The organism is Streptomyces sp. H27-C3 (assembly GCF_030063415.1).
Lineage (GTDB): Bacteria > Actinomycetota > Actinomycetes > Streptomycetales > Streptomycetaceae > Streptomyces.
This window is the reverse complement of the sequence record NZ_JASITA010000002.1, coordinates 13,158-36,281: the sequence shown is the minus strand read 5'-3', so window position 1 is coordinate 36,281 and position 23,124 is coordinate 13,158. Positions and strand designations below refer to the sequence as shown.

17 protein-coding genes are annotated in these 23,124 nt (G+C 70.9%); 9 read left to right on the top strand and 8 right to left on the bottom strand.

The window, feature by feature from the left end:
- Positions 1-51: 51 nt before the first annotated feature.
- The 4 genes from QMK30_RS01500 to QMK30_RS01485 form a co-directional block, all read right to left on the bottom strand.
- Complete coding sequence (locus QMK30_RS01500) at positions 52-1,764, bottom strand: LCP family protein (RefSeq protein ID WP_283515260.1); 1,713 nt, start codon at positions 1,762-1,764, stop codon at positions 52-54.
- Between the two features lie 48 nt (positions 1,765-1,812).
- Complete coding sequence (locus QMK30_RS01495; protein WP_283515259.1) at positions 1,813-3,567, bottom strand: LCP family protein; 1,755 nt, start codon at positions 3,565-3,567, stop codon at positions 1,813-1,815.
- A gap of 224 nt (positions 3,568-3,791) precedes the next feature.
- Entirely contained in the window at positions 3,792-5,276 is a 1,485-nt protein-coding gene (locus tag QMK30_RS01490; RefSeq protein WP_283515258.1) for an LCP family protein, read from the bottom strand.
- Between the two features lie 152 nt (positions 5,277-5,428).
- A complete protein-coding gene (locus QMK30_RS01485) occupies positions 5,429-6,211 on the bottom strand; it encodes a TIGR03089 family protein (protein ID WP_283515257.1) in 783 nt (260 codons plus the stop codon).
- Between the two features lie 138 nt (positions 6,212-6,349).
- On the opposite strand from QMK30_RS01485, the gene QMK30_RS01480 reads away from it, so the two are divergent.
- The 3 genes from QMK30_RS01480 (at position 6,350) to QMK30_RS01470 (ending at position 9,859) form a co-directional block, all read left to right on the top strand.
- Positions 6,350-7,663: an N-acetylmuramoyl-L-alanine amidase gene (locus QMK30_RS01480; RefSeq protein ID WP_283515256.1), complete on the top strand. Its 1,314-nt coding sequence runs from the start codon at positions 6,350-6,352 to the stop codon at positions 7,661-7,663.
- Positions 7,664-7,740: 77 nt separating this feature from the next.
- Positions 7,741-8,823 (top strand): mannose-1-phosphate guanylyltransferase, encoded by a 1,083-nt coding sequence (gene manB / locus QMK30_RS01475; RefSeq protein ID WP_283515255.1) that lies wholly within the window; start codon positions 7,741-7,743, stop codon positions 8,821-8,823.
- A 67-nt stretch (positions 8,824-8,890) separates the two neighbouring features.
- A complete protein-coding gene (locus QMK30_RS01470) occupies positions 8,891-9,859 on the top strand; it encodes a DNA-3-methyladenine glycosylase family protein (RefSeq protein ID WP_283515254.1) in 969 nt (322 codons plus the stop codon).
- Between the two features lie 221 nt (positions 9,860-10,080).
- Here QMK30_RS01470 and QMK30_RS01465 read toward each other — a convergent pair whose 3' ends face one another.
- The 3 genes from QMK30_RS01465 to QMK30_RS01455 all read right to left on the bottom strand — a co-directional run bounded on the left by QMK30_RS01465 (position 10,081) and on the right by QMK30_RS01455 (position 13,015).
- On the bottom strand, positions 10,081-11,469 hold the full coding sequence (locus QMK30_RS01465) for a coenzyme F420-0:L-glutamate ligase (RefSeq protein WP_283515253.1): 1,389 nt from the start codon (positions 11,467-11,469) through the stop codon (positions 10,081-10,083).
- Entirely contained in the window at positions 11,466-12,422 is a 957-nt protein-coding gene (gene cofD, locus QMK30_RS01460; RefSeq protein ID WP_283515252.1) for a 2-phospho-L-lactate transferase, read from the bottom strand. Before cofD ends, QMK30_RS01465 begins: the two co-directional genes overlap by 4 nt.
- Positions 12,423-12,487: 65 nt before the next feature.
- Positions 12,488-13,015: a cysteine dioxygenase gene (locus QMK30_RS01455; RefSeq protein ID WP_283515251.1), complete on the bottom strand. Its 528-nt coding sequence runs from the start codon at positions 13,013-13,015 to the stop codon at positions 12,488-12,490.
- A gap of 655 nt (positions 13,016-13,670) precedes the next feature.
- Between QMK30_RS01455 and QMK30_RS01450 the strand changes: the two genes are divergently transcribed.
- The 3 genes from QMK30_RS01450 to QMK30_RS01440 all read left to right on the top strand — a co-directional run bounded on the left by QMK30_RS01450 (position 13,671) and on the right by QMK30_RS01440 (position 19,512).
- Positions 13,671-13,934 carry a WhiB family transcriptional regulator gene (locus tag QMK30_RS01450; protein WP_283515250.1) on the top strand — a complete coding sequence of 88 codons (264 nt, stop codon included), beginning with the start codon at positions 13,671-13,673 and terminating at the stop codon, positions 13,932-13,934.
- A gap of 248 nt (positions 13,935-14,182) precedes the next feature.
- Entirely contained in the window at positions 14,183-17,962 is a 3,780-nt protein-coding gene (locus QMK30_RS01445) for a glycosyltransferase (RefSeq protein WP_283515249.1), read from the top strand.
- Entirely contained in the window at positions 17,959-19,512 is a 1,554-nt protein-coding gene (locus QMK30_RS01440; RefSeq protein WP_283515248.1) for a DUF5719 family protein, read from the top strand. Before QMK30_RS01445 ends, QMK30_RS01440 begins: the two co-directional genes overlap by 4 nt.
- Before the next feature lie 240 nt (positions 19,513-19,752).
- Here the strand turns inward: QMK30_RS01440 and QMK30_RS01435 are convergent, their stop codons facing one another.
- The gene (locus QMK30_RS01435) at positions 19,753-20,211 is read right to left on the bottom strand and encodes a metallopeptidase family protein (RefSeq protein ID WP_283515247.1); all 459 of its coding nucleotides are present in this window, start codon (positions 20,209-20,211) and stop codon (positions 19,753-19,755) included.
- A 320-nt stretch (positions 20,212-20,531) separates the two neighbouring features.
- Here QMK30_RS01435 and QMK30_RS01430 point away from each other — a divergent pair, with 320 nt between their 5' ends.
- The 3 genes from QMK30_RS01430 (at position 20,532) to QMK30_RS01420 (ending at position 22,759) form a co-directional block, all read left to right on the top strand.
- Complete coding sequence (locus tag QMK30_RS01430) at positions 20,532-20,906, top strand: DUF3499 domain-containing protein (protein ID WP_283515246.1); 375 nt, start codon at positions 20,532-20,534, stop codon at positions 20,904-20,906.
- Positions 20,907-21,127: 221 nt separating this feature from the next.
- Positions 21,128-21,316 carry a hypothetical protein gene (locus QMK30_RS01425; RefSeq protein ID WP_283515609.1) on the top strand — a complete coding sequence of 63 codons (189 nt, stop codon included), beginning with the start codon at positions 21,128-21,130 and terminating at the stop codon, positions 21,314-21,316.
- Positions 21,317-21,394: 78 nt separating this feature from the next.
- Positions 21,395-22,759, top strand: coding sequence for a phosphomannomutase/phosphoglucomutase (locus tag QMK30_RS01420; protein ID WP_283515245.1), 1,365 nt, complete (start codon positions 21,395-21,397; stop codon positions 22,757-22,759).
- Positions 22,760-23,124: the final 365 nt, after the last annotated feature.

The window sequence follows — 23,124 nt, the reverse complement described above, 5'->3', positions numbered from 1 at the left end:
CTGGCCGCGTCGTGAGCGACGTGACCAGGGCCCTTCTTCGCGTAGCGCCTGCTACCAGGTGAAGTTCTTGTCGACCTTCATGCAGGCGTTCTTGTCCTCGCCGTTGAGTGCCCGCGCCGACTCCGGCGTCTTGTCGTCGGCTTTCACCGCCGCCTTCGGGAACACGCTGCCGGTGCGCCAGTCCGCGCCCACCACCAGGGTGACACCGGAGACGTCGGTGGACTTCCGCACCGACGTCAGCGGCACCCCGATGGCCTTGGCGGCGGCCTGGGCGTCGCCCTCCAGATCGACACTGGGGAAGAGGACGGTGGTCCGCTCCTGGGGGCTGAGCCGGGTGTCCGCCCTGGCCAGTGTGAAGCCCTTGGCCGCGAGGGCCTGGGTGACGGCGGCGGCGCGCCCACGGACCGGGGCCTCGTTCGCACTGCCGGTGCCGTTCCGCACCATCACGGCGATCTCCGCTGCGGGCGCGGCCTCGTCCTTGGACGACACCGCCTTGGCCTTCGGCTTCTCCTTCTTTGAGGCCTTGCCGTCCAGCGGGGTGTCCTCACGGACCATCCGGAACAGCTGCTCGGCCTCGTCCTTCTTCGGCTCGACCTTGCCGGCCCGCACCGTGGAGTACTGCCACGGCATGGTGGTCATGGTGATGCGGGACGTCGGGACCTGCTTGAGGTCCTCGCCCAGGTCGTACAGCTTCTTGACCGTGCCCAGGTCCTCGTCGACGGTGAGCGCGCGGGTGGCGGACTCGGCGAGCTTGCGCAGCTTGATCGGATCGCTGAGCTTGGTGTTCTGCTTCAGCTCGCGGACCATCGAGTTCATGTACATGTGCTGGGCGTGGGTACGGGCGAGGTCGGTGCCGTCCTCGAAGCCGTAGCGGGTACGCAGCCACTGGAGGGCCTGCTCGCCCTGCACCTTGGTGGTGCCCTTCTTCAGCTTCAGGCCCGAGCCGTGGCCCTGGCTGTCGCGGGAGCGGACGTTGTCGGTGACACAGACCGGGACGCCGCCGATGGCGTCCGCCATGGACACCACACCACCGAAGTCGATCATCATGAAGTGGTCGATGGTGATGCCGGTCAGGTTGTACCAGGCGGCGACCGTGCAGCCGGGGCCGCCGCGGCCGAGGCTCTCGTTGGTCAGCATCAGCCCGGTGCTCGCCGGGTAGACCTTGTCGGTGTCCGGGTCGGTGCACTTGGGCATCTTGAGCAGGGTGTCGCGCGGCATGCTGACGGCCGAGATGTTGCTGCGGTCGGCGGAGACGTGCACCAGCATCTGTACGTCCGCGAGCGGCGGGCTGTCGAAGGTGTCCCGGGCGCCACCGAGCCGCTTGTTCACGTCGGAGTTACGGGCGTCCGAGCCGATGAGCAGGATGTTCATCGGGGTCTGCCCGGCGGCGTTGGCCTTGTGGTCGGCCATGGCCTTGTCGCCGAGGGTGAGTTCGTTCTTCTTCAGAATGCTGTTGAGGTGGTTGTAGTAGAGGTAGCCGGCGCCGGCTACGGCGAGTATGAGCACCGAGAGGACCATCGTGGTCAGGCGCAGTATTCGGCCCTTCCCGCGCGTTCTCCCACCGCTGGTCCCGCCGCCCTTGCGAGGCGGCGGGCCGTTTCTCCGGCCCTCACCGCCCCGGTCGTCGCCGGAGTCGTCGCCACTGCCGCCCGGTGCGGCCCCCGGGCCGCTCCCGCCCTCGTACAGGCTGTCGTCCCAGCCCAGTGCGCGGGCCCGTCGATCGCGTTGTCGCGGTCTATCACCCCGCACGCTGCTCTGCCCCACCAGATCCCCCGCTCGTTCAGATGTTTCGTACGGCCAGGTGACCCGAGGTCACTTGGCGCACACCGACTTGTCGGCCCCGACCTTCTGGATTCCCTCCGGCGCCTTTGCCGGCGGAGCGATCCGGGTGCCCGCTTCCTTGAAGTCGGCACCGAGGACCAGGGTCATCGGCTCCAGTCCCTTGGCGTCCTTCGTGCCGGGCTTCATCGCCGCGGCGGGCAGCCCCATCATGTCCGCGAGCTTGCGGGCCTGATCGGCCTGGTTCGGGGCGTACGCCAGGGTCGACTTCGGCTGGTTGGGGGCATTGCTCTCGTTGCTGGACTTCGTCACGAGCATCTCGTTCTGGAGCCAGAGCAGCGTCGATGAGGCGGAGCCAGGGGGGCCGCCGCCGTTGTAGACACTGACGCGTACGTCATCGGCTGCCGACCGGGGGCCCTTGAGCAGCGCCTCCTGCTTGCTCTTGGCCGCCTTCTCCTTGGCCTTCACCTCGGTCAGCGAAGTGTCCGACGCCATCATCGCGAACAGCGGGTCGGCCTTCGGCTCGTCGACGACAACCGTCGCCTTGACCGTCTCCGCCGGGTTGTCCTTCACCGGAAGAGTGGCGAAGGTGATGTTCTTCGGGTTGACCTTGCCGAGCTCCATGCCGAGGGCGCGGAGCTTGTCGATGTCACCAATTCCGCTGTCGACGGTCAGCGCCTTGGTGGCCGCATTCGCCAGGTCGAACACCTTGGTGGGGCTGGTGAGCGTCTCGCTGGACTTCATCTTGCGGATCATCGAGCCCAGGAACTGCTGCTGCGTCTGGATCCGGTCGAGGTCGCTCTCGTTGCCGAAACTGTGCCGCGTGCGGACGAACGCGAGGGCCTGCTCGCCCTCGATCGTGTGCTTGCCGGCCGACAGCTTGAGGTGCGAGTCCGGGTCGTCGACATCCTTGGCGACACACACCTCGACGCCGCCGACGGCGCTGGTGAGCGTCTTGACCGCGTTGAAGTCGACCATCATGAAGTGGTCGACGGTCAGGCCCGTGAGCCCCTTGACGGTGCGCATGGTGCAGCCCGGGTCGCGGTCCGCCTGCCCGAGGCTGGTGTTGAAGCGGACGTCGCGCTCGCCGGGGACGACTTTCTCGGCGCCGTCGACCTTCGTGGGGCAGTCCGGGATGTCGGTCTTCAGGTCGCGCGGGATGGACAGCGCGGTCGCGTTCGTTCGGTCCTTGGAGACATGGAAGAGGATCGTGGTGTCGGCGTGGCCGAGGCTCTCCTTGTCGCCGTAACCCTCGTTGCCCGCGCCCGTGCGCTTGTCCGTGCCGATTACCAGGACGTTGACGGCCTCGTCCTTCTTGAAGCCGCCGCTGCCCGCACCGGGGACGTCTATCGTGTTGAGGTTCCCGTTGAAGTGCTGGTAGACGAGGTACGCGCCGAACGAGCCGCCGATGAGAACGAACGCTGTGACGCCGCCGGTCCACAGCAGCGCCTTCTTCTTGCGTGTCTTCTGCGGCTTGCGCTTGCGGCGCCCGGCCTGCGGGCCGGACTTGTCGTCGCGCGAGCCGCCCGCCTTACCGTCGGCCCGGCGGCTGCGCTGGCCGGGAACCTCGCGTCGCGGGGCGGGAGTTCCGCCCCGGGGCGTCTTCCCGGGTGCGGTCCCACTGGAGGCATCACGGGCAGAACGACTGCCCTTACCACTGTCGGGGGACCTGGGCGATTGCCCAGCGGATTGGTCCAGTCGCAATTCGTAATGACCTGTGGTCGCGTTGAGTACCCACTGGTCTGCGGGGTCGATTTCTTCGGCCCGCCCACGGCTTTGCGCATCCACGGTTGCTTGAGTCCTCCGTCGGAGCCACGCGAGGCGCCTCCCCTCAGGCGCTCGGTCTTTCGATCCAGCAGTGCGACCACGACCTGAGGGCATGAAGCACCGGATCGCGTCACACTATCTGCCCAGTTCAGCGCCGGGCGACGTCCGTGACATATTCCACTCCCCTTACAACTGGGCAATACGTCCGATAGGTATCGCCTGCCGGGTCTGCCTTGGGCATGGCTTTACTCGCACTTCTCGGTGGCCGCATTGGTTCCGGTGAAAGTCGGCGTGGGGGTGGGGCTCTGTGCACCCGCGTCGTCGGGCTTCTCGTCGGTCGAGGAATCGGACTCCTCGTCGGTCGAGGAATCGGACTCCTCTTCGGTTTCGGAGGACGTATCCGCTGCCGGTTCCTCCTTTTCGGTGCCCGCGGGCACGACCGAGACGGGCGCGTCCTCGCGCAACTGCTTGAACAGGCGCCCGGCATCCGGCTCCACGAGCTCGTCGCGGTTCTGGTCGTAGCTGTACGGCTGCCGGGGCACTGTCATGAACTGCACCTTTTCGGTCGGGATGTTCCGCATTCCGCGCACCAGGTTGTACAGGTCCTTGAGCGAGTCGAGTCCCGGGTCCGTGGTCAGGGACTTCGTCGCCGCGTCCAGTACCGGGTAGAGCATGGTCGGATTGAGCAGTACGCCGTTGCTCTGCACCTTGTTGACCAGCGCGCCCAGGAACTGCTGCTGGCGGTCCATGCGTTCGGTGTCACTGCCGTCGCCGATGGACTTGCGCGCCCGTACGTAACCCAGCGCCTCCTCGCCGTTGAGCGTCTGGAGGCCCTTGCCGAGCTTGAGATGGGCGTCCTTGTCGTCGATCGGCTTGCTGAGGCAGATCTCGACGCCGTCCACCGCGTCGACCATCCCCTTGAAGCCGTCGAAGTCGACCACCATGTGGTGGTCGAGCCGGACGCCGGTGAGCCGCTCGACCGTACGGATCGTGCAGGCCGTCCCGCCGAACTCGAAGGCCCAGTTGAACTGGGCGAATTGCTCCTCCGAGCGGGTGCCGTCGGTCCGCCGGCAGCTGGGGATCTCCACCATCAGGTCGCGGGGGAGCGAGACGGCCGTGGCGCTCTGCCGGTCCGCCGCGAGATGCAGCAGGATCGTGGTGTCGGAGCGCTCGCTACCCTCGTCCTGGCCGTACTTGCTGTTGCCCTTGCCCGAGCGGGTGTCGGAGCCGATGAGAAGGATGTTCTGGGCGTCCAGCGCGACGGGCGTGGGGCGCTCCTTCTCGTACGTCTCCAGTTCCGCGGCGGCGGTCGTGTCGGTGGTGATGTTGCCGTCGAGCTTCTTGTAGAGCCACCAGCCCACACCGGCCGCGACGAGCAGGACGAAGGAGGCGCCGACGCCGGTCCAACGCAGCCAGTGGCGCTTGCGGTTGGCGGCCGGGGCGGCGTCGGTGCTCGCCGCTGCCCTGTCGGAGTCGTCCCCGGCGCCGCCGGTCTTGTCGTCGGTCGTGTTGTCGGCGGCGCCGGTGGCCGCGGTGTTGTCCGCTGTCGCCCCGGCGTCAGGGGCTTCGGTGGTGTCAGGAGCCATGCTGGTGTCCGCACCCGAGTCCGTGCTTGTGCCCGTGCCGGTCTCTTCGTTCCTGCCCTCGGAGGCTTCGTTCTTCGCCTCGTCCTCGGCCGGGGTGTCCGGTCCGGAGGGCGTGCCAGCGCTGTCGGTCACGTCTGCGTCCATCCTTCACGGAGTCGGCGGCGCGCTCGGCCGCCGGTCGCAGGGGTAGACGGCCGAACCTCGCGCTTGGTTGTGCGATGCGTACCGTTGATCATCTACCGGAGTTGACGCCGAGGCCCTGGGACTCGGCAGCGGGTGAGCCGGACGGGTGGCACTCAGGGGGCTTGTTGTACTGCCGTGTTGGTGACCCGCTCGCTGTCGACGCGCTTGGCCATGTCCCCGTCGGAGACCCGGTCGAGGTTTCGGCACAGCACCACGGAGCCCCCGGCGGCGAGTGGCGCGTACAGACCGCTGGACAGTCCCTGCCAGGAGTCGTACGCCAGCCCCGACAACAGTCGTGACCCGGCCCCGCCGCCGAGCCCCAGGGTCCCGGCGTCCTCGCGGGCCCGTGCGACCAGCTGGGCACCCGTCAGTTCCGTACGCCCACCCGCGTCCACGACGACGAGCGCGGGGCCGTCCGGGTCGACCGGTTCGAACGGGGCGAAGCGGTCGCCCTGTCCCGGCACCTCGACGGCATAGTCCGCGAACCCGGCGGGGGGCTGCGGGAAGCGGCCGCCCAGGGGGCGCAGGGCGAGCGCGACGCGCTCCCCGCCGCAGGCGCGCGCCTCCTCGACCGTGTCGGGTCCCGTGACGACCAGGTCGGCGTCGGCCGGGTCGCCGCCGACCTCCACGACCACGCCCACCGAGGAGCAGGCGAGCAGCCAGACCGCGGTCTGCCAGTGCGCGGGCAACAGCAGCGCGAGCCGGTCGCCGGGCGCCGCGGCGAGGTCGCCCTGGAGCAGATTGGCGGTCTTGGCCACCCAATTGGCGAAGGTGGCGACGGACAATTCCACGCGCTCGCCGGTGGCGTCGTCGTAGAAGGTGACGAGGGGGCGGGCCGGGTCCGCGGCGAGCGCGGATCGCAGCAGGTCGGCGGGGGTGCGATCGATGGCGTTCACCCGCGCAAGAGTACGTGGCGCCCTTGCGGGAGTGCCGTTGTCCCCGGGAGTCCATGCACTTGGGGTTAGCCGATTCGGCCGACGCACCATCAGATCCCCAATGGACAGACTTGTGTGACTATGTCCAAGATCTGTTGTATGCGTGCCTACCTTGCTTCCGCGATCGGCGTCGCGTGCACCGCCGCTCTGGTCCTCCCGTCCCTCGCCGTGGCCTCTCCCGCAACACCGGCCGCGACAGTCTCCGCCCCCGCGCCTGCCAACGAGGCGCTGCCGGGCTCCACCCAGTCCCTGCCCCTCGCGCCGCTCGCCCCCCGCGGTGAGCGGTCCGCGAGCCCCGCCGCCACCCCACAGGGCGTGGCGGAACGCGACGTACAGCCCTTCTCACTGGTCGGTGTCGTCTGGGACGACGCCGCCACCGAACTGGACGGCACGGTCCAGGTCCGTACCCGGGCCGCCGGAAAGGGCACCTGGTCCACCTGGCAGCACGTAGAGACACACAACAGCGAGCACGCCGCCGACCCCGGCACGGCGGAGCGCGACTCGGGGAAGGTCCGCGGTTCGACCGCGCCCCTGTGGGTCGGCGCCTCCGACGGCGTCGAAGTACGTGTCCAGTCCGCGAGCGCGGAACCGTCCGAGAGCCCGGCGCGGCACGAGAGCGCCGCGCACTCCGAGCGCGCCGCCCGCGCCCCCCTGCCGGCCGGCCTGCGGCTGGAACTGGTCGACCCCGGCGTCCCGCCGCCCGCCGGCTCTCCCACCGACGCGGAGCGCTCCTCGATGGCCACCGAACTCCCGGCCCTGACCAGGGCCGAGACGGAGGCCGACGCCGGACTCGTGGCCGCCAGGCCGTACATCGGCCCGCGCCCGCGCATCATCACACGCAAGGGATGGGGCGCCGACGAGACGATGCGTGAGCGCAAGCTCGGCTACACCAAGACGGTGAAGGCCGCCTTCGTGCACCACAGCGCGACCGGCAACAACTACACCTGCAAGCAGGCGAGCTCAGTCCTTCGCAGTATTTACCGCTACCACGTCAAGAGCAGTGGCTGGCGCGACCTCGGCTACAACTTCGCCGTCGACAAGTGCGGAAACATCTACGAAGGCCGGGCAGGCGGTGTGGCCAAGCCGGTTCTTGGGGCGCACACTCTCGGTTTCAACACCAACAGCACGGGCATCGCCGTCCTCGGGTCCTACACCTCGTCGAACCCGCCCGCCGCCGCGGTCGACGCGGTCGCCCGCATCACCGCCTGGAAGCTCGGCCTGCACGGAGCCAACCCCCGCGCCAAGACGACCCTGAAGTCCGGCGGCGGCAATCTGTACAAGAAGGGCAGGAACGTCAGGCTCAACGTCATCTCAGGACACCGGGACGGATTCGCCACCGAGTGCCCGGGGATCCGCCTCTACAACAGGCTCGGCACGGCCCGGAGCTCCTCGGCCCGCCTTCAGGGCCGCTGACCGGGGGCGTTCGAACAGTCTGCATACACTGGCCTGCCCGTACCCGGCCGGCCCCAGCAGGAAGCAGAGACGACAAGGTGACTGAAGCGATCCTCCTGGTCGGGGGCAAGGGCACCCGGCTGCGTCCGCTCACGGTGCACACCCCCAAGCCGATGGTTCCGGCGGCAGGCGTCCCGTTCCTCACCCACCAGCTGGCCCGCGCGCGGGCGGCCGGAGTCGAACACATCGTGCTGGCGACGTCGTACCTCGCGGAGGTCTTCGAGCCGTACTTCGGAGACGGCTCCGAGCTGGGGCTGCACCTGGAGTACGTCACGGAGGACGAGCCGCTCGGCACCGGCGGGGCCATCCGCAATGTCGCCTCCAGGCTCCGGTCGGGGCCCGACGAGCCGGTCCTCATCTTCAACGGGGACATCCTCACCGGCCTCGACATCGAGGCCCTCGTCTCGACCCACCGGTCGTCGGGCGCGGACGTCTCGCTGCACCTCACCCGGGTCGAGGACCCCCGGGCGTTCGGCCTCGTGCCGACGGACTCCACGGGCCGGGTGACGGCCTTCCTCGAAAAGCCGCAGACTCCCGAGGAAATCGTCACCGACCAGATCAACGCGGGCGCCTACGTCTTCCGCCGCTCGGTCATCGACACCATCCCGGCCGGCCGGCCCGTCTCGGTCGAACGGGAGACCTTCCCCGGCCTGCTGTCCTCCGGAGCCCATCTCCAGGGCATGGTCGACTCCACGTACTGGCTGGACCTCGGCACACCGCAGGCCTTCGTCCGCGGCTCCGCCGACCTCGTCATGGGCAGGGCGCCGTCCCCGGCGGTCCCCGGCCGCTGCGGCGACCGGCTGGTCCTGCCCACCGCCTCCGTCGCCACCGACGCCAAGCTGACCGGCGGCACGGTGGTCGGCGACGGGGCGGTCGTCGGCGAAGGGGCGCGCATCGACGGCAGCGCGGTGCTGACCGGCGCGGTCATCGGCGCGGGCGCGGTGATTTCCGACTCACTGATCGGCGCGGGTGCGCGTATCGGGGACCGTACGGTGGTGTCCGGCGCGGTCGTCGGCGACGGTGCGACGGTGGGCGCCGACAACGAACTCCAGGACGGCGTACGGGTGTGGTGCGGCGCGTCGATCCCGGACGCGGCGATCCGCTTCTCCTCGGACCAGTAGGAGACCCCCGCAGGGGCCCCCGGAGGAGTCCTGCGGGGCCACGGGGACGCCGGTTACGCTCGGGACCGTGGCCGGCCGTTTCCCACCTCGACGCACTTCTGTGCCGCCGCCCCGTGCGGAAACCGCGACACGGGTCGGCGGCTCCGGCGCGCCCCTGCCCGACGTCGACCTCGCCCTGGTCCTCGGCCCGCTGCGCCGGGGCCCCTGGGACCCGACGTTCCGCCGGACCCCGGACGGTGCCCACTGGCGGGCCAGCCGCACCCCGGCGGGCCCAGGCACCCTGCGGGTGGCGTCCCCCGGCGGAGTGCTGGACGCGGCGGCCTGGGGTCCGGGAGCGGACTGGCTCCTTGCCCAACTGCCGCCGCTCCTGGGTTCCTTGGACGACCCGTCCCTCTTCACCGCGCACCACAGGGTGGTCGCGGAGAGCCTGCGGCGCCGACCCGGTCTGCGGCTGGGGCGCACCGGCCTGGTCCTCGAATCCCTGATCCCGTCGATCCTGGAACAGAAGGTCACCACCGACGAGGCGTACCGCGCCTGGCGCCGGCTGGTGCAGACCCACGGCGAACCGGCACCCGGCCCGGCCCCCGTCCCGCTGCACGTCATGCCCGACCCGCGCACCTGGGCGCTGATTCCCTCCTGGGACTGGCACCGCGCGGGCGTCGACAACAAGCGCTCGTCGACGATCCTGCGGGCGGTACGGGTGGCCGCGCTGCTGGAGGAGGCCGCAACGATGCCTCTCGCGTCGGCGTCGGCCCGTCTTCAGCTGATCCCGGGCATCGGCCCCTGGACAGCGGCGGAGACGCTGCAACGCAGCAATGGCGCCCCCGACGCGGTCACGGTCGGCGACCTCCACCTGTCCGGCACGGTCGGCCACGCGCTGGCGGGCGACCGGACCACGAACGACGAGGCGATGCTGAAACTCCTGGCCCCGTACGAGGGTCAGCGCCACCGGGCCACCCGCCTGATCCTCCTGTCGGGCCACACCCCACCCCGCCGCGCACCCCGGATGTACCGGAACGACATCGCCCGGTTGTGACACGGGCGCAGATGCGAGCCTCGGACGGTGTGACACGGGCGCGGACGGTGTGACACGGGCGCAGATGCGAGCCTCGGACGTTCGCATCCAGCCCGTCCGGCGATTGAGGACATCGCGGCCGCAGGCGCGCCCACCCCTGCCGCACGGTCGTGCGAGGGGTCGAGGCCTGCCCCGGTTCCGGAAAGGGGCGGGTCAGGGGAATCAACCCCCGCGCCCCACCCTCACCGCACCTCGATGAACGCCCCCGCGTCCCGCGCGGCCCGAGCGACCGGCGGAGCCGCCGCGTGGCCCACCGCGACCGCCCCCATCGGATCCCAGCCGGCCGGCAGCCCCAGAACGTCCCGCACCACATCGCGGCAGAACATCGTCGAGGAGACCCACGCGGAGCCCAGCCGCTCACCCGCCAGCGCGACCAGCAAGTTCTGCACCCCGGCACCCGCCGCGACCACGAACATCTCGCGCTCCGCGGTGTCCCGGCGCACATCGCCGTACACATGAGAGCCGTCCATCACCAGGCACGGAACCACCAAGTACGGCGCCCGGCGCAGGAAGTCACCGCGCCGCACCCGCTTCGCGATGGACTCCGCCGACTTCTCGTCGTCCCGCAGATCCGCGATCCACGCGTCCCGCATCGCGTCGAGCAGCCCGAGCCGCGAGGCCTGCGACTCCAGGAGTACGAAGCGCCACGGCGTCGTGTGGTGCGGCGCGGGCGCAGTGACAGCCGCGGCGACCGCACGCCGTACCGCCGCCGGATCCACCGGCTCGTCCGTGAAGTCCCGCACCGTGCGCCGCAGCGTCACGGCCTCGCGTACCGCCTCCGATGTCCCGAGCCGGAACATGTCGTCGGCGGCGCTGCGCACCATCGCCCGCGCACCCTCCCCGCCGGAACCGGCAGCAGAGCCGGAAGCACCGACGCCGGCATCCGCGCCACCGGACCCGGATTCGGCCACCACATGGGACATGCCCCGGACCACCGCGACCGGCAGCCCCTCCGCCTTGCCCTTCACCAGGTCGCCCGCCGCGGCCAGCTCGTCCGCCGTGGCGACGACCGTCGCGCCGAGCGGATTGCCGTGTGCGTCGGTCCCGCCCCGCAGATCGTCGAGGACACGCACCCCCGCCGCCCCGATCGCGACATCCGTCAGACCGTTGCGCCAGGGCCGCCCGAAGGTGTCCGTCACCAGGACCCCGACATTGACACCCAGCGCGTCCCGCAGTCCGTCCCGGATCAGCCGTGCCGATGCGTCCGGATCGACGGGCAGCAGCAGCACGGTCCCGGCGGGCGTATTGGAGGCGTCGACGCCGGCCGCCGCCATGACGAGGCCCTGCCGGTTCTCGACGATACGAAGCGTCCCGCGCCGCGCGACCACGCGTACCGTCTCCGCGTCGATCGCCGCTTCGCGGTCGGCAGCCTCCATGACGCGGCCCTCGGCCTTGCTCACGATCTTCGAGGTGACCAGCACGACGTCACCGTCGACGAGTCCGGGCCCGGCGCCCACGATCAGCTTGGCGAGGTCGTCGCCCGCCTGCACCTCGGGCAGTCCGGGCACCGCCCACACCCGGAAGGACGGCGGTGAGGACGACGGCCCCGGCGGCGCGGACGGGTCACTCACGCCCGTACCTCCTCGGCCAGCGCCAGCGCCTCGCGGGCCATCTGCGCGGTGGCTTCGATGTCGGTCATCATCAGCGGCACGGCCCGGCACTTGATGCCCGCGCTCTCCACCTCGTCCACCACACCCGCGTCCACCGTGTCGACGAGCCAGCCGTCGAGCAGCCCCGACCCGTAGTGCTGGGCGACCGCCGCGGCCGTCGACTCCACGCCCACCGCGGCCAGTACCTTGTCCGCCATGCCGCGCACCGGGGCGTCACCGACGATCGGGGAGAGGCCGACGACCGGCACCCCCGCATCGGCGATGGCCTCACGGATACCCGGCACGGCCAGGATCGTGCCGATGCTGACCACCGGGTTGGACGGCGGGAAGACGATGACGTCGGCCTCGGCGATGGCGTCCAGCACACCCGGGGCCGGCTTCGACTGTTCCGCGCCGACCGGCACCACCGCCTGGGCGTCCACGGACGCCCGCAGCTTCACCCAGTACTCCTGGAAGTGGATGGCCTTGCGCTCGCCGTCCACATCGACGGCGACATGCGTCTCGATCCGGTCGTCGGACATCGGCAGCAGCCGCACACCCGGCTTCCAGCGGGCGCACAGCGCCTCGGTGACGGCGCTCAGCGGATAGCCCGCGCCGAGCATCTGCGTACGCACGATGTGCGTCGCGAAGTCGCGGTCGCCGAGTCCGAACCACTCGGGCCCGACGCCGTACGCCGCGAGCTCCGACTTCACCTGGAAGCTCTCGTCCGTACGCCCCCAGCCCTGCTCCTCGTTGATGCCACCGCCGAGGGTGTACATCACCGTGTCGAGGTCGGGGCAGACCTTCAGGCCGAACAGATGGATGTCGTCACCGGTATTGCCGATGACAGTGATGTCCGCGTCGGGCGCGGCCGATTTGAGGCCGCGGAGGAAGCGAGCGCCACCGATACCGCCTGCCAGAACCACAATGCGCATGCGGACAGTCTGTCAGCCGCGCACCGATGCGTTGCGGGGTGGTGGCCGGGCGGCGGAAGGGCCCGTCAGACCGCTACGACATCCTCGGCGGCCGGGGAGCACTGGGCCGCGTGCATCGGCATTTCGGTGAGGCCCGGGAAGTACACGTGCAGGCTGACCGCGGGCTCCAGCGAGTCGTTGACGACCTCGTGGGCGTACCCGGGGGCGAACACGCGCTGCGCGCCCGCCCCGAGCGTGCGCTGCGCCCGCTCCGTGCGCTCGGTCAGCTGTCCGTCCAGGACGGTCAGTACGCCGGAGGACAGGCCGTGGTCGTGCGGGCCGCTGCTCTGTCCCGGCACCCAACTGAGCAGCCAGACCTCGTAACCGGGGCCGGTGCGCAGCCGGTGGTACCAGCGGGTCGTCGCGTCGTACTCGACGAGGTCCCGCCACTGCGCGCGGTCGGCGGCGACGGAGCGTGCCAGGCCGACGAATTCGGCCACGGTGGCCGGGTGCTCGCGGGCGGGCTGGAGGAGGTGCTGGACGGCGAGGATATCGCCGGCGATCTGGAGGTCGCTCTCGACGCGGGCGCCGGTGGGGCTGCTGGTGCTGTTCATGATGCGGGGGTTCCTCGGCATGAGTGCTGGGGTGTCGCAAGAAGAGGTGTCAGAGGTGACACTGTGTCACGAATACGATGTTACGGAGAGTGAGCTGGAGCGCGAAGGCTTCAACAGCTGGAACAGCAACAGCGGGCCTGGGCAGCGCAACGGAACCCACGTGTGTGGGTCCGGGGGCGCGCTGCGGTCTCGGGCATGAAATCAAGAAGACATGTTTGCTCACTCCCTGTCAACCCCGTGACCGTTTTGGCGGTAATGTTTCACCTCATCCGGTTACAGGATGCGGAGAAAGGTTTGTCCAGGCTGCGGCGCGGAGATGTGGCGCATCAAACCGCACCAGCAAACGCCGTTGCGGTCTCACGATCGGACTGTGATCCGGGTCGCTTCTGCGGGCGAATCGCAACAAGATCCAACGCCACCGCATCCTTCCCCGGTGAGGGGGAAGTCGTGAATGGGCCTTTGGCATGTGTCACGGTTTTTGGCGATTTGAACACTTTCCGCATAGCCTTGGTTCCGCAGAGTGAATAACGGGCCCAATAGCAGATCTCGGCTTGACTGGCCCGGATCGGCGCACTTGTAATTTCACTCGTGTCGTTTCGGCCGAAATCGGTAACGGCCAGATCACGGGGAAGCAAAAGACAGACGAGGGGCGCACATGACCGAGCTGTTCCAGCAACTGCTGGTCGAGGACGCGGAAGAGGAACTCGGCTGGCAGGAGCGCGCGTTGTGCGCCCAGACCGACCCCGAGTCCTTCTTTCCCGAAAAGGGCGGTTCCACCCGTGAGGCCAAGAAGGTCTGCCTCGCCTGTGAGGTCCGCTCCGAATGCCTTGAGTACGCGCTGTCCAACGACGAGCGGTTCGGAATCTGGGGCGGCCTGTCCGAGCGTGAACGCCGGCGGCTGAAAAAGGCCGCTGTCTGAACAGAAGGCCGCTCTCCGAGCGCTGCGTCCCGGTACCGACCGGTGCCGATCCGCACAAGCCTGTACGTAATGAACGGTCCGTCGTCCGCGTCCTGTCTGCGGGCGGCGGACCGCTGTGTTGCTCAGCCGTTAGTGTGGGCCGCTGTCCGAGACGCACCAAAGCCCCCAGGGGGCGCGGGCGTCCACACAGCAGACAGCAGCCTTCCGGGGGGCGACCCCCGGACCCCGGCCGGAGGGCCCGTACCCCGATGTCCGTGCACAGCCAAACGTCGGCGCCGTACGCGGCGGCCGCGCCCGAGTTCCCCCGGCACGTCGTCACCGCCGTGCTCGTCTCCCACGACGGTGCCCGCTGGTTGCCCGACGCCCTCGCCGGACTGCTGGGGCAGGAGCGCCCCGTACAGAACGCCGTCGCCGCCGACACAGGCAGCGCCGACGACTCCGCCCAACTGCTCGCGGACGCCTTCGGCGCCGAGCGTGTGCTGCACCTCGCACGCCGCTCCGGTTTCGGAACGGCCGTCGACGAGGCGGTCCGTACGGCAGGCGTCCTCACCCCCGAGGAACTGCCCTACCTGAAACGGCCGAGCGGCTGGGACCCGGTGAGCAGGACGTGGCACGACGACGCGTACGACCTGCCCGACCTCCCGCACGGCGAGCCGGTCCAGTGGCTGTGGCTGCTGCACGACGACTGCGCGCCCGACCCCGGCGCCCTCGCGGAACTGCTGCGCGTCGCCGACTCCGACCAACAGGCCGCGATCATCGGCCCCAAACTGCGTGGCTGGTACGACCGCAAGCAGCTCCTCGAAGTCGGCGTCTCCATCGCCAACAGCGGTCGCCGCTGGACTGGCCTGGACCGGCGCGAACAGGACCAGGGGCAGCACGACCAGGTCCGCTCCGTCCTTTCGGTGTCCACGGCGGGCATGCTGGTCCGGCGCGATGTGTGGGAGGAGCTCGGCGGCTTCGACCGCAGGCTGCCGCTCATGCGCGACGACGTCGACCTGTGCTGGCGCGCGCACGCCGCCGGCCACCGGGTGCTCGTCGCGCCCGACGCGGTGCTGCGGCACGCGGAGGCGTCCGCACGCGAGCGCCGGCCCATCGACTGCGCCGGAAGGTCGGTCGCGGGACCGCACCGCGTCGACAAGGCGGGCGCCGTCTACACGATGCTCGTCAACGCACGCGGCGCCCTCCTGCCGTACGTCATGCTGCGCCTCGTCCTCGGGACGCTGCTGCGCACACTCGCCTACCTGGTGGGCAAGGTGCCCGGCCAGGCGGTCGACGAGGTCACCGGACTCTTCGGCACCCTGCTGCGCCCGGGGAAGATCCTCGCGGCCAGAAAGCGGCGCGGAAAGGGCATGGTCGAGGCGAGCGAACTGCGCCCGCTGTTCCCGCCGACCGGCGCCACCATCAGGGCCACCTTCGAACAGGTCGCGGGCAGCTTCGGCGGCACCACGGAGGCTGACGCGGGTTCACGGCACGGCGTCGTCGAATCGGGACCCGGCGGGGACGACGCGGACTTCATGGAGGTCGAGCAGTTCGTCCGGGTGAAGCGCGTCGTGCGCAAGCCGGGCCCTGTGCTCTTCGCCCTGCTGCTGCTCGTTTCGCTCATCGCCTGCCGTGGACTCCTCGGCGGCGGCGCACTGGCGGGCGGCGCCCTGCTGCCCGCGCCGGCCGACGTCGGCGACCTGTGGTCCCGCTACGCCGACGTCTGGCACCCCATCGGGACGGGCGGCACCCAGACGGCGCCCCCGTACCTCGGAGTGCTCGCGGCGCTGTCGGCCCTCTTCCTCGGCTCCACCGGCTTCGCACTCACCGTGCTCCTGGTCTGCTCGGTGCCGCTGGCCGGACTCTCCGCCTACTTCGCCTCGCGCCCGCTCGTCGAGTCACGGCTGCTGCGGGCCTGGGCGAGCGTCGCGTACGCCTTCCTGCCCGCCGCCACCGGCGCCCTCGCGAGCGGCCGGCTCGGGACGGCCATGCTGGCGATCCTGCTGCCGCTGATCGCACGGTGCGGTGTCGCCGCGAGCGGTCTGCGCACCGGGGGCGCGCGCTCCAGCTGGCGCGCCGTCTGGGCGTACGCGCTCCTGCTGACCTTCGCGATGGCCTTCACCCCCATCGTGTGGCCGATCGCGCTGGTGCTCGGCATCGGCGTGCTGGTGCTGCGCCGCGACGACCTCACGGCTTACGGCCTGCGCTTCCTGGCCGCGCTCGGCACCCCGGTGCTGATGCTGGCCCCCTGGTCGCTCTCCCTGCTGACCGGCCCGGCCGGCTTCTTCCGCGAGGCGGGCCTGGAATTCGGTACGGGCACAGCCACCGCCCTCGACCTGCTGGGCGCGAGCCCCGGCGGGCCGAAGGCCGTGGGCGGCCTGCTGCTCATCGGCGTCGTCCTCGCGGCGCTGGCCGCCCTGCTGCGCGGTGAGCGGCAGTTCGCCGTCCGCGCGGCCTGGGCCGTGGCGCTCGTCGCCCTCGTGTTCGCGATCCTGTCGAACAACGAGGGCTGGGCCGGACCCGCGACCCTCGTCTACGGCATCGCGCTGATCGGTGCGACCGTGCTGGGCGCCGACGGTGCGCGCGAGCGCGTCGCCACCCAGAGCTTCGGCTGGCGCCAGCCCGTCGCGGTACTGATCGCCTTCGCCGCGGCTGCGGGGCCGCTGCTCGCGGCCGCCGGCTGGATGCTCAGCGGCGCCGCCGGGCCGCTGGAACGGCGCGACCCGGTACAGGTACCGGCGTTCGTCGCCGAAGAGAGCGGCACCCGCGACCAGGCGCGCACCCTGGTCCTCGGCGGCACTTCGGCCGCGAGGGTCTCGTACACGCTCGTCCGCGGTTCCGGTGCCCGCCTCGGCGACGGGGAGCTCGCCGAGGCGGCGGGCACCAACTCGGAACTCAACAAGATCGTTTCCAACCTGGTGGCGGGTTCCGGCGCCGACCAGGCGGGCCAGCTCGGCGGGTACGCGGTGCGTTACGTCCTCGTGCGGGACGGGGCGCCGCGCGCGATGAGCCGGGTGCTCGACTCCACGCCGGGCCTGAGCCGGCTGAGCCAGCTCGACGGCAGCGCGCTGTGGCGCGTCGACCGGCAGGTCGCGCGGGCCACCATCGTCTCGGGCAATAAGGGCGGCGAGCCGCTGTCCGTCGCATCGAGCCGGGTCGAGGCACATACGAAGATCCCGGCGGGCGAAGCGGGCCGCGTCCTGCGGATCGCGGACGCCGCTGACGAGGGCTGGCAGGCCACGCTCGACGGGCGCGTCCTGACGAAGAAGACCGTCGACGGCTGGGCGCAGGGCTTCGAACTGCCCACCGAGGGCGGCCGGCTCGACCTGACCTACGAGTCGTCCGTCGCCCACACGGCGTGGACCTGGACCCAGGCGGGGCTCGCCCTGCTCCTGCTGGTCCTCGCGCTGCCGGGCCGCCGCCGTGAGGTCGACGACGACCTGCCCGATGAGGAGCCCGAGGCGGTCGCCGCGGAGCCGATGGCGGGCGAGGGGCGCAGGGCGCGCAGGCTGCGCGCGGCAGCGCAGGCGGAGACCGCGCACGCCCCCCTGGACGACGACGCGGAGCAGGCCCCTGCGCCGCCCGCCGAGGACCCGTACGGCCACGTACCTGGACAGGTCCCGCAGGACCAGGACGCCTTCCCTCCGCAGCCCGGCGAGGTCCCCTACGGGGCGGTGCCGCAGCAGCAGTACGGGGAGTGGGACGCGCAGACCTACACGGACGCCGAGTACGCACAACAGCAACAGCAACAGCAACAGCAGTACGCCCAGGAGCCGGTGCGGCAGTACGGCGACGAGCAGTACCCGGGCGCACAGCAGCAGGGCGTCCCGTACCCGCAAGGGCAGTACCCGCAGGACCAGTACGGCGACGGCCAGAACTACGGCGGTGAGCAGTACCAGGCGGAGCCGTATCGGACGGAGCCGTACCAGGAGGGTCAGTACGACCCGTACGGCTACGGGCGACAGCAGCAGCCCTACGAGCCCCATGCCGAAGGCCACGACACCGAGAACGAGAACGAGCAGCGCCCCGACGGGAGCACCAACCGATGAACCGCAGCACTCTCTCCCTGCTCGCCGTCACCACAGCCCTCGCCGCTGTCACCGGCTTCGCCGTGGTTTCCGCGCCGGACGGTGGCACGGAAAAGGCCGCGACGGCGAAGCCGGCGCGGCTTCCCGTCGAGCGCTCCAGCCTGCTCTGCCCCGCGCCGAGCACGTCCGACCTCGCCGAGACGACGTACACCTCGTTCACCCCGCCCGGCAGGAGCGGCGCGGCGAAGACGGGCTCCGCCGAGCTCGTCCCCACCGATGCCACCCTGCTGGACCCGGACGACGGCAAGGGCAAGAAGGACGACAAGAAGGGCGAGCAGAAGAAGGACGGGGAGGACGCCGGGAAGGCGCGCGAGAGCAAGCCCGTCGTCTCGCTGAAGGAGCCCGGCAAACCTGCCACCGCCGAGGCGTCCGGCGCCGAATCCCCGGCCCTGGTGGGCGCCGCCGACGGGCCGCTGGCTCCCGGCTGGACCGCCCAGCAGACCACCAAGGTCACCGCCGGCAGCGCGCGCGGCCTGCTCGGCGTCAGCTGCACCGCGCCCGACACCGACTTCTGGTTCCCTGGCGCGAGCACCGGCGCATCGCGGCAGGACTACGTTCACCTCACCAACCCCGACGACACCGCCGCGGTCGCCGACATTGAGCTGTACGGCAAGGACGGCGCACTCAAGTCCGAGGCGGGGGAGGGGATCACGGTCCCGGCCAGGTCCACCGTCCCCGTGCTGCTCTCCACGCTGACCGCGGACCGCGCCGAGAACGTGACGGTCCACGTCACCACCCGTTCCGGCCGCGTCGGCGCCGTCGTCCAGGCCATGGACGGCAAGCTCGGCAGCGACTGGCTCGCCTCCTCCGCCGACCCGTCGAGCACCGCGGTACTCCCCGGCATCCCGGCGGACGCCACATCGGTGCGCTTGGTGGTCTTCGCGCCCGGCGACGACGACGCGGACCTCAAGGTGCGGCTGGCGGGCCCGAGCGGCTCGCTCGCCCCCGCGGGCAGCGAGACCCTGCACGTGAAGTCGGGGATGACCTCCTCGGTCGACCTTCAGGACGTCACCAAGGGCGAGCCCGGATCCCTGCTGCTGACCCCGACACAGGGAACGGCGCCGGTGGTCGCGGCGCTGCGCGTCGTACGCGGCAAGGACGCCAGTCAGGAAGTGGCGTACATCCCGGCGACCGCCCCGGTGGGCGAGCGGGCGACGGCGGCCGACAACAGGGCCGAGGGGTCGATCCTGTCGCTGACCGCGCCGGGCGCCGCCGCCAAGGTCAAGGTCACCGCGTCGGCGGGGAGCGAGGGCGGCGAGCCCGTCGTCGAGACGTACACCGTCAAGGCGGGCACCACGCTCGCGGTGAAGAAGCCGCCTATTCCGGCCCGGCTCAAGGGCTCGTACGCGCTGACGGTCGAGCCCCAGTCGGGCGGGCCCGTCCATGCCTCGCGCGCGCTCGAACTGCCTGAGGACGGCATCCCGATGTTCACCGTGCAGACGCTGCCTGACGACCGGGGCACGGTCTCGGTACCGGAGGCGGAGCAGGACCTGTCGGTCCTGGACGACTGAGACGCCGTCACCCAGAGGGGCGCGTTTCCTGGCCGCTACGCACGCGTGGCGGCCAGGAAGACCTGCGCGGCTCCAGACTCCAGGGCCCGTACGCCGTCCCGTCGCGCGATTGTCCGCCCAGCCGCCCAGCCGCCCAGCCGTCGCGTTGTGCCGTCGTCCGTCAGGCCATCGCGCCGTTGTGCGCCGTTGTGCGTCGTTGTGCGTCGTTGTGCGTCGTACGGGACTCGAGGTCTCGGGGGACTATTCCTGCTGTCCGTAGCGCGGGTCGACCGACTCCGGTGACAGGCCGAGCAATTCCGCGACCTGCTCCACGACGATCTCGTGGACGAGCAGGGCACGCTCGTCGCGGCTCTTCGAGCGGATCTCGACGGGGCGCCGGTAGACGACGATCCGCGCGGGGTTGCCGCTCGTCGCGGCCATCATTCCGCCGAGCGGCACCGCCTCGGTGGCCCACGCCTCGGGATCGTCCCCGGCGCCCGTGCGCGGTACGTCGAGCACCACGAAATCGACCTCGGACAGCTGGGGCCAGCGTCGCTCCAGGCGCTCCACGGAGTCCTGTACGAGGTCGCCGAAGGCCGCCGCGCGGCTGGCCGAGAGGGGCACCTGGGGCGGGGCGACCGGCCCACGCATGCCACGGCCGTGGCGGTCGCGTCGGCGCGGTCCCGGCCCGGTGGGGAGGGGAGGTACGGCACTGTCCATCACTGACGCAGAGTAGCCCTCATCGGGGCGCTTCGATTGCGGCAAGGGGACGCCGTGCGCCATGTCGCTTATTGAGCATTCCGGCCAAGTTCGGACTCGATTTCACGCCCGGACGCGACCATGTATCTCGCGCCGATTGACGCTATTTGCCCCAAGTCGCGGCTGCCGCCGTGCGGTCACTGTCTGTGTCACGCGCTCCCCATGCAGGTCAGGGCAGTTACTCGGGAGACGGCTGGGACGGAGTTCGCGCCGCGACACGGTGGAGTGACGTCCCGGAGAGTCGTCGCAGCCCGCTCAAGAGTGCGGTAGCGTCCAGCGTCGTGAGCCCTGTACGTCGCTGTTCGCGCACCGCGTGCGGCCGCCCTGCTGTCGCGACACTGACGTACGTCTACGCGGACTCGACCGCAGTCCTCGGCCCCCTCGCCACCTATGCCGAGCCCCATTGCTACGACCTGTGCGCCGAGCACGCGGATCGACTGACCGCCCCGCGCGGCTGGGAGGTCCTGCGCCTCGCCGGCAGCTCCGCGCCGTCCCGCCCCAGTGGCGACGACCTCGAAGCGCTCGCCAACGCCGTCCGTGAGGCTGTCAGGCCCCGCGACCGCGCCGCCGAGACCGGCATCGGAGCGCGCACGGCGGACCCGATGGAGGTCGCGCGCCGCAGCCATCTCCGAGTGCTGCGCTCCCCGGAGCCCTGACAGCCCCGACCCTCGCGTCCGCACGCGGAGGGAGCCCGGGTGGACCCCGGGCGAGCCCGACGGCGTCCCGGAGTCCTGAGCGCGCCGAGCAGGCGGCACTCGCGCCGGCCCCTTCACCGGATCTCCCCCCGACGCACCATTGCCCCGCCTTCGTCGCGGACATGACCATGCCTCCACCCGCGAGACATCCATTTCCGTATCGCGGAATCCGGGAGGCCCGTGTGTTCGTGCAGCAGCTGGAACCCGTCGCCGACTCGCTCGCCCTGTCCGCGCTCGTCGCGGCCCTTCCGCTCGTCACCGAGGGGGACCTGCTGCGCAAGGTGCTGCCGTGGAGTCTGGGTCTGTTGCTGGTGTTGTGTCTGATTGTCATGGGCCAAAGCACGCCAGTACTCGGCTGGATGCTGCCGTAGGACCGCTCCGCAACATCGTGCGGGTAGTTTTGGGGTGACCGAACAGGACACCCGCGCAGGACCTCAGGAGGATTGGCCGTGGCTGCAGATCTGTCGCAGATCGTCAAGGCGTACGACGTGCGCGGAGTGGTCCCCGACCAGTGGGACGAGCCGCTGGCCGAACTGTTCGGAGCTGCCTTCGTACAGGTGACGAATGCCGCCGCGATCGTCACGGGACACGACATGCGGCCTTCGTCGCCGGGACTCTCGCGGGCGTTCGCGCGCGGGGCTGCGGCGAGTGGGGCCGATGTGACGGAGATCGGCCTCTGTTCGACCGACCAGCTGTACTTCGCATCCGGCCAATTCGGGCTGCCGGGCGCGATGTTCACGGCCTCGCACAACCCCGCGCAGTACAACGGCATCAAGATGTGCCGGTCGGGCGCGGCCCCGGTGGGCCAGGACACCGGCCTCGGGGAGATCCGCGCACTGGTCGAGCAGTGGTCCGACGCGGGTGCGCCGACTCCGGCCGCCACCACCGGAACCATCACGCAGCGTGACACGTTGACTGATTACGCGGCGTATCTTCTCTCCCTCGTCGACCTGGCCTCGATGCGCCCCCTCAAGGTCGTGGTGGACGCGGGGAACGGCATGGGCGGCCACACCGTGCCCACGGTCTTCGCCGGCCTGCGCGTCGACCTGATCCCGATGTACTTCGAGCTGGACGGCACCTTCCCGAACCACGAGGCCAATCCGCTCGACCCGAAGAACATCGTCGACCTTCAGGCGAAGGTCCGCGAGACCGGCGCCGACCTCGGCCTGGCCTTCGACGGTGACGCGGACCGCTGCTTCGTCGTCGACGAGCGGGGCAAGGGCATCTCGCCGTCCGCGATCGCCGCGCTCGTCGCCGCCCGCGAGCTCGCTCGCAACGGCGGCAAGGGCACGGTCATCCACAACCTGATCACGTCCTGGTCCGTCCCGGAGGTCGTCAAGGAGAACGGCGGCACCCCGGTCCGCACTCGCGTCGGCCACTCCTTCATCAAGGCCGAGATGGCCGAAACGGGCGCGATCTTCGGTGGTGAGCACTCCGCGCACTACTACTTCCGCGACTTCTGGAACGCCGACACGGGCATGCTCGCCGCCCTGCACGTGCTGGCCGCGCTGGGCGGCCAGGAGGGCACCCTCTCGGAGCTCGTCGCACAGTACGACCGCTACGCGGGCTCCGGCGAGATCAACTCCACGGTGAACGACCAGGCGGGCCGGCTGGCCGCGGTGAAGACGGCGTACGAGGGCCGCGAGGGCGTCACCATCGACGAGCTCGACGGCCTGACGGTCGCCTCCGCGGACTGGTGGTTCAACCTCCGCCCGTCCAACACGGAGCCGCTGCTGCGCCTGAACGTGGAGGCCCGCGACGAGCCCACCATGACCCGGGTCCGCGACGAGGCCCTCGCCCTGGTCCGCGCCTGACACTCCTTCTCGACGCGCACCCACACCGCCGGGCGCCGCAAGCGCCCGGCAGGGGGCGGGCCCCCCGAGCGGGCCCCCCGAGCGGGCCCCCGTCCGGTGGACGACCGGCTCGGGCGGCCTGTGCCCCACCCTCCGAGCCGGGCTGCGGTGCTGGATCCGGTCCGGCACGCGTGGCGCGGACGACCTGTGCCGCATCCGCCGAGCCGACGGCCGGTCCCAGGCATCCTGTGCGGCCCGCTGCGCGGGGAGCGGATCAGGCGGACCCGGCGCGGACGGTTCGTGCGACGGGATCGGCCCGGCGGAGAGGCGCGGTACCGGCGGCCCTGGCTCGGGCGCCCCCGGGCCGCGCCCTGGGTCAGGGTCGT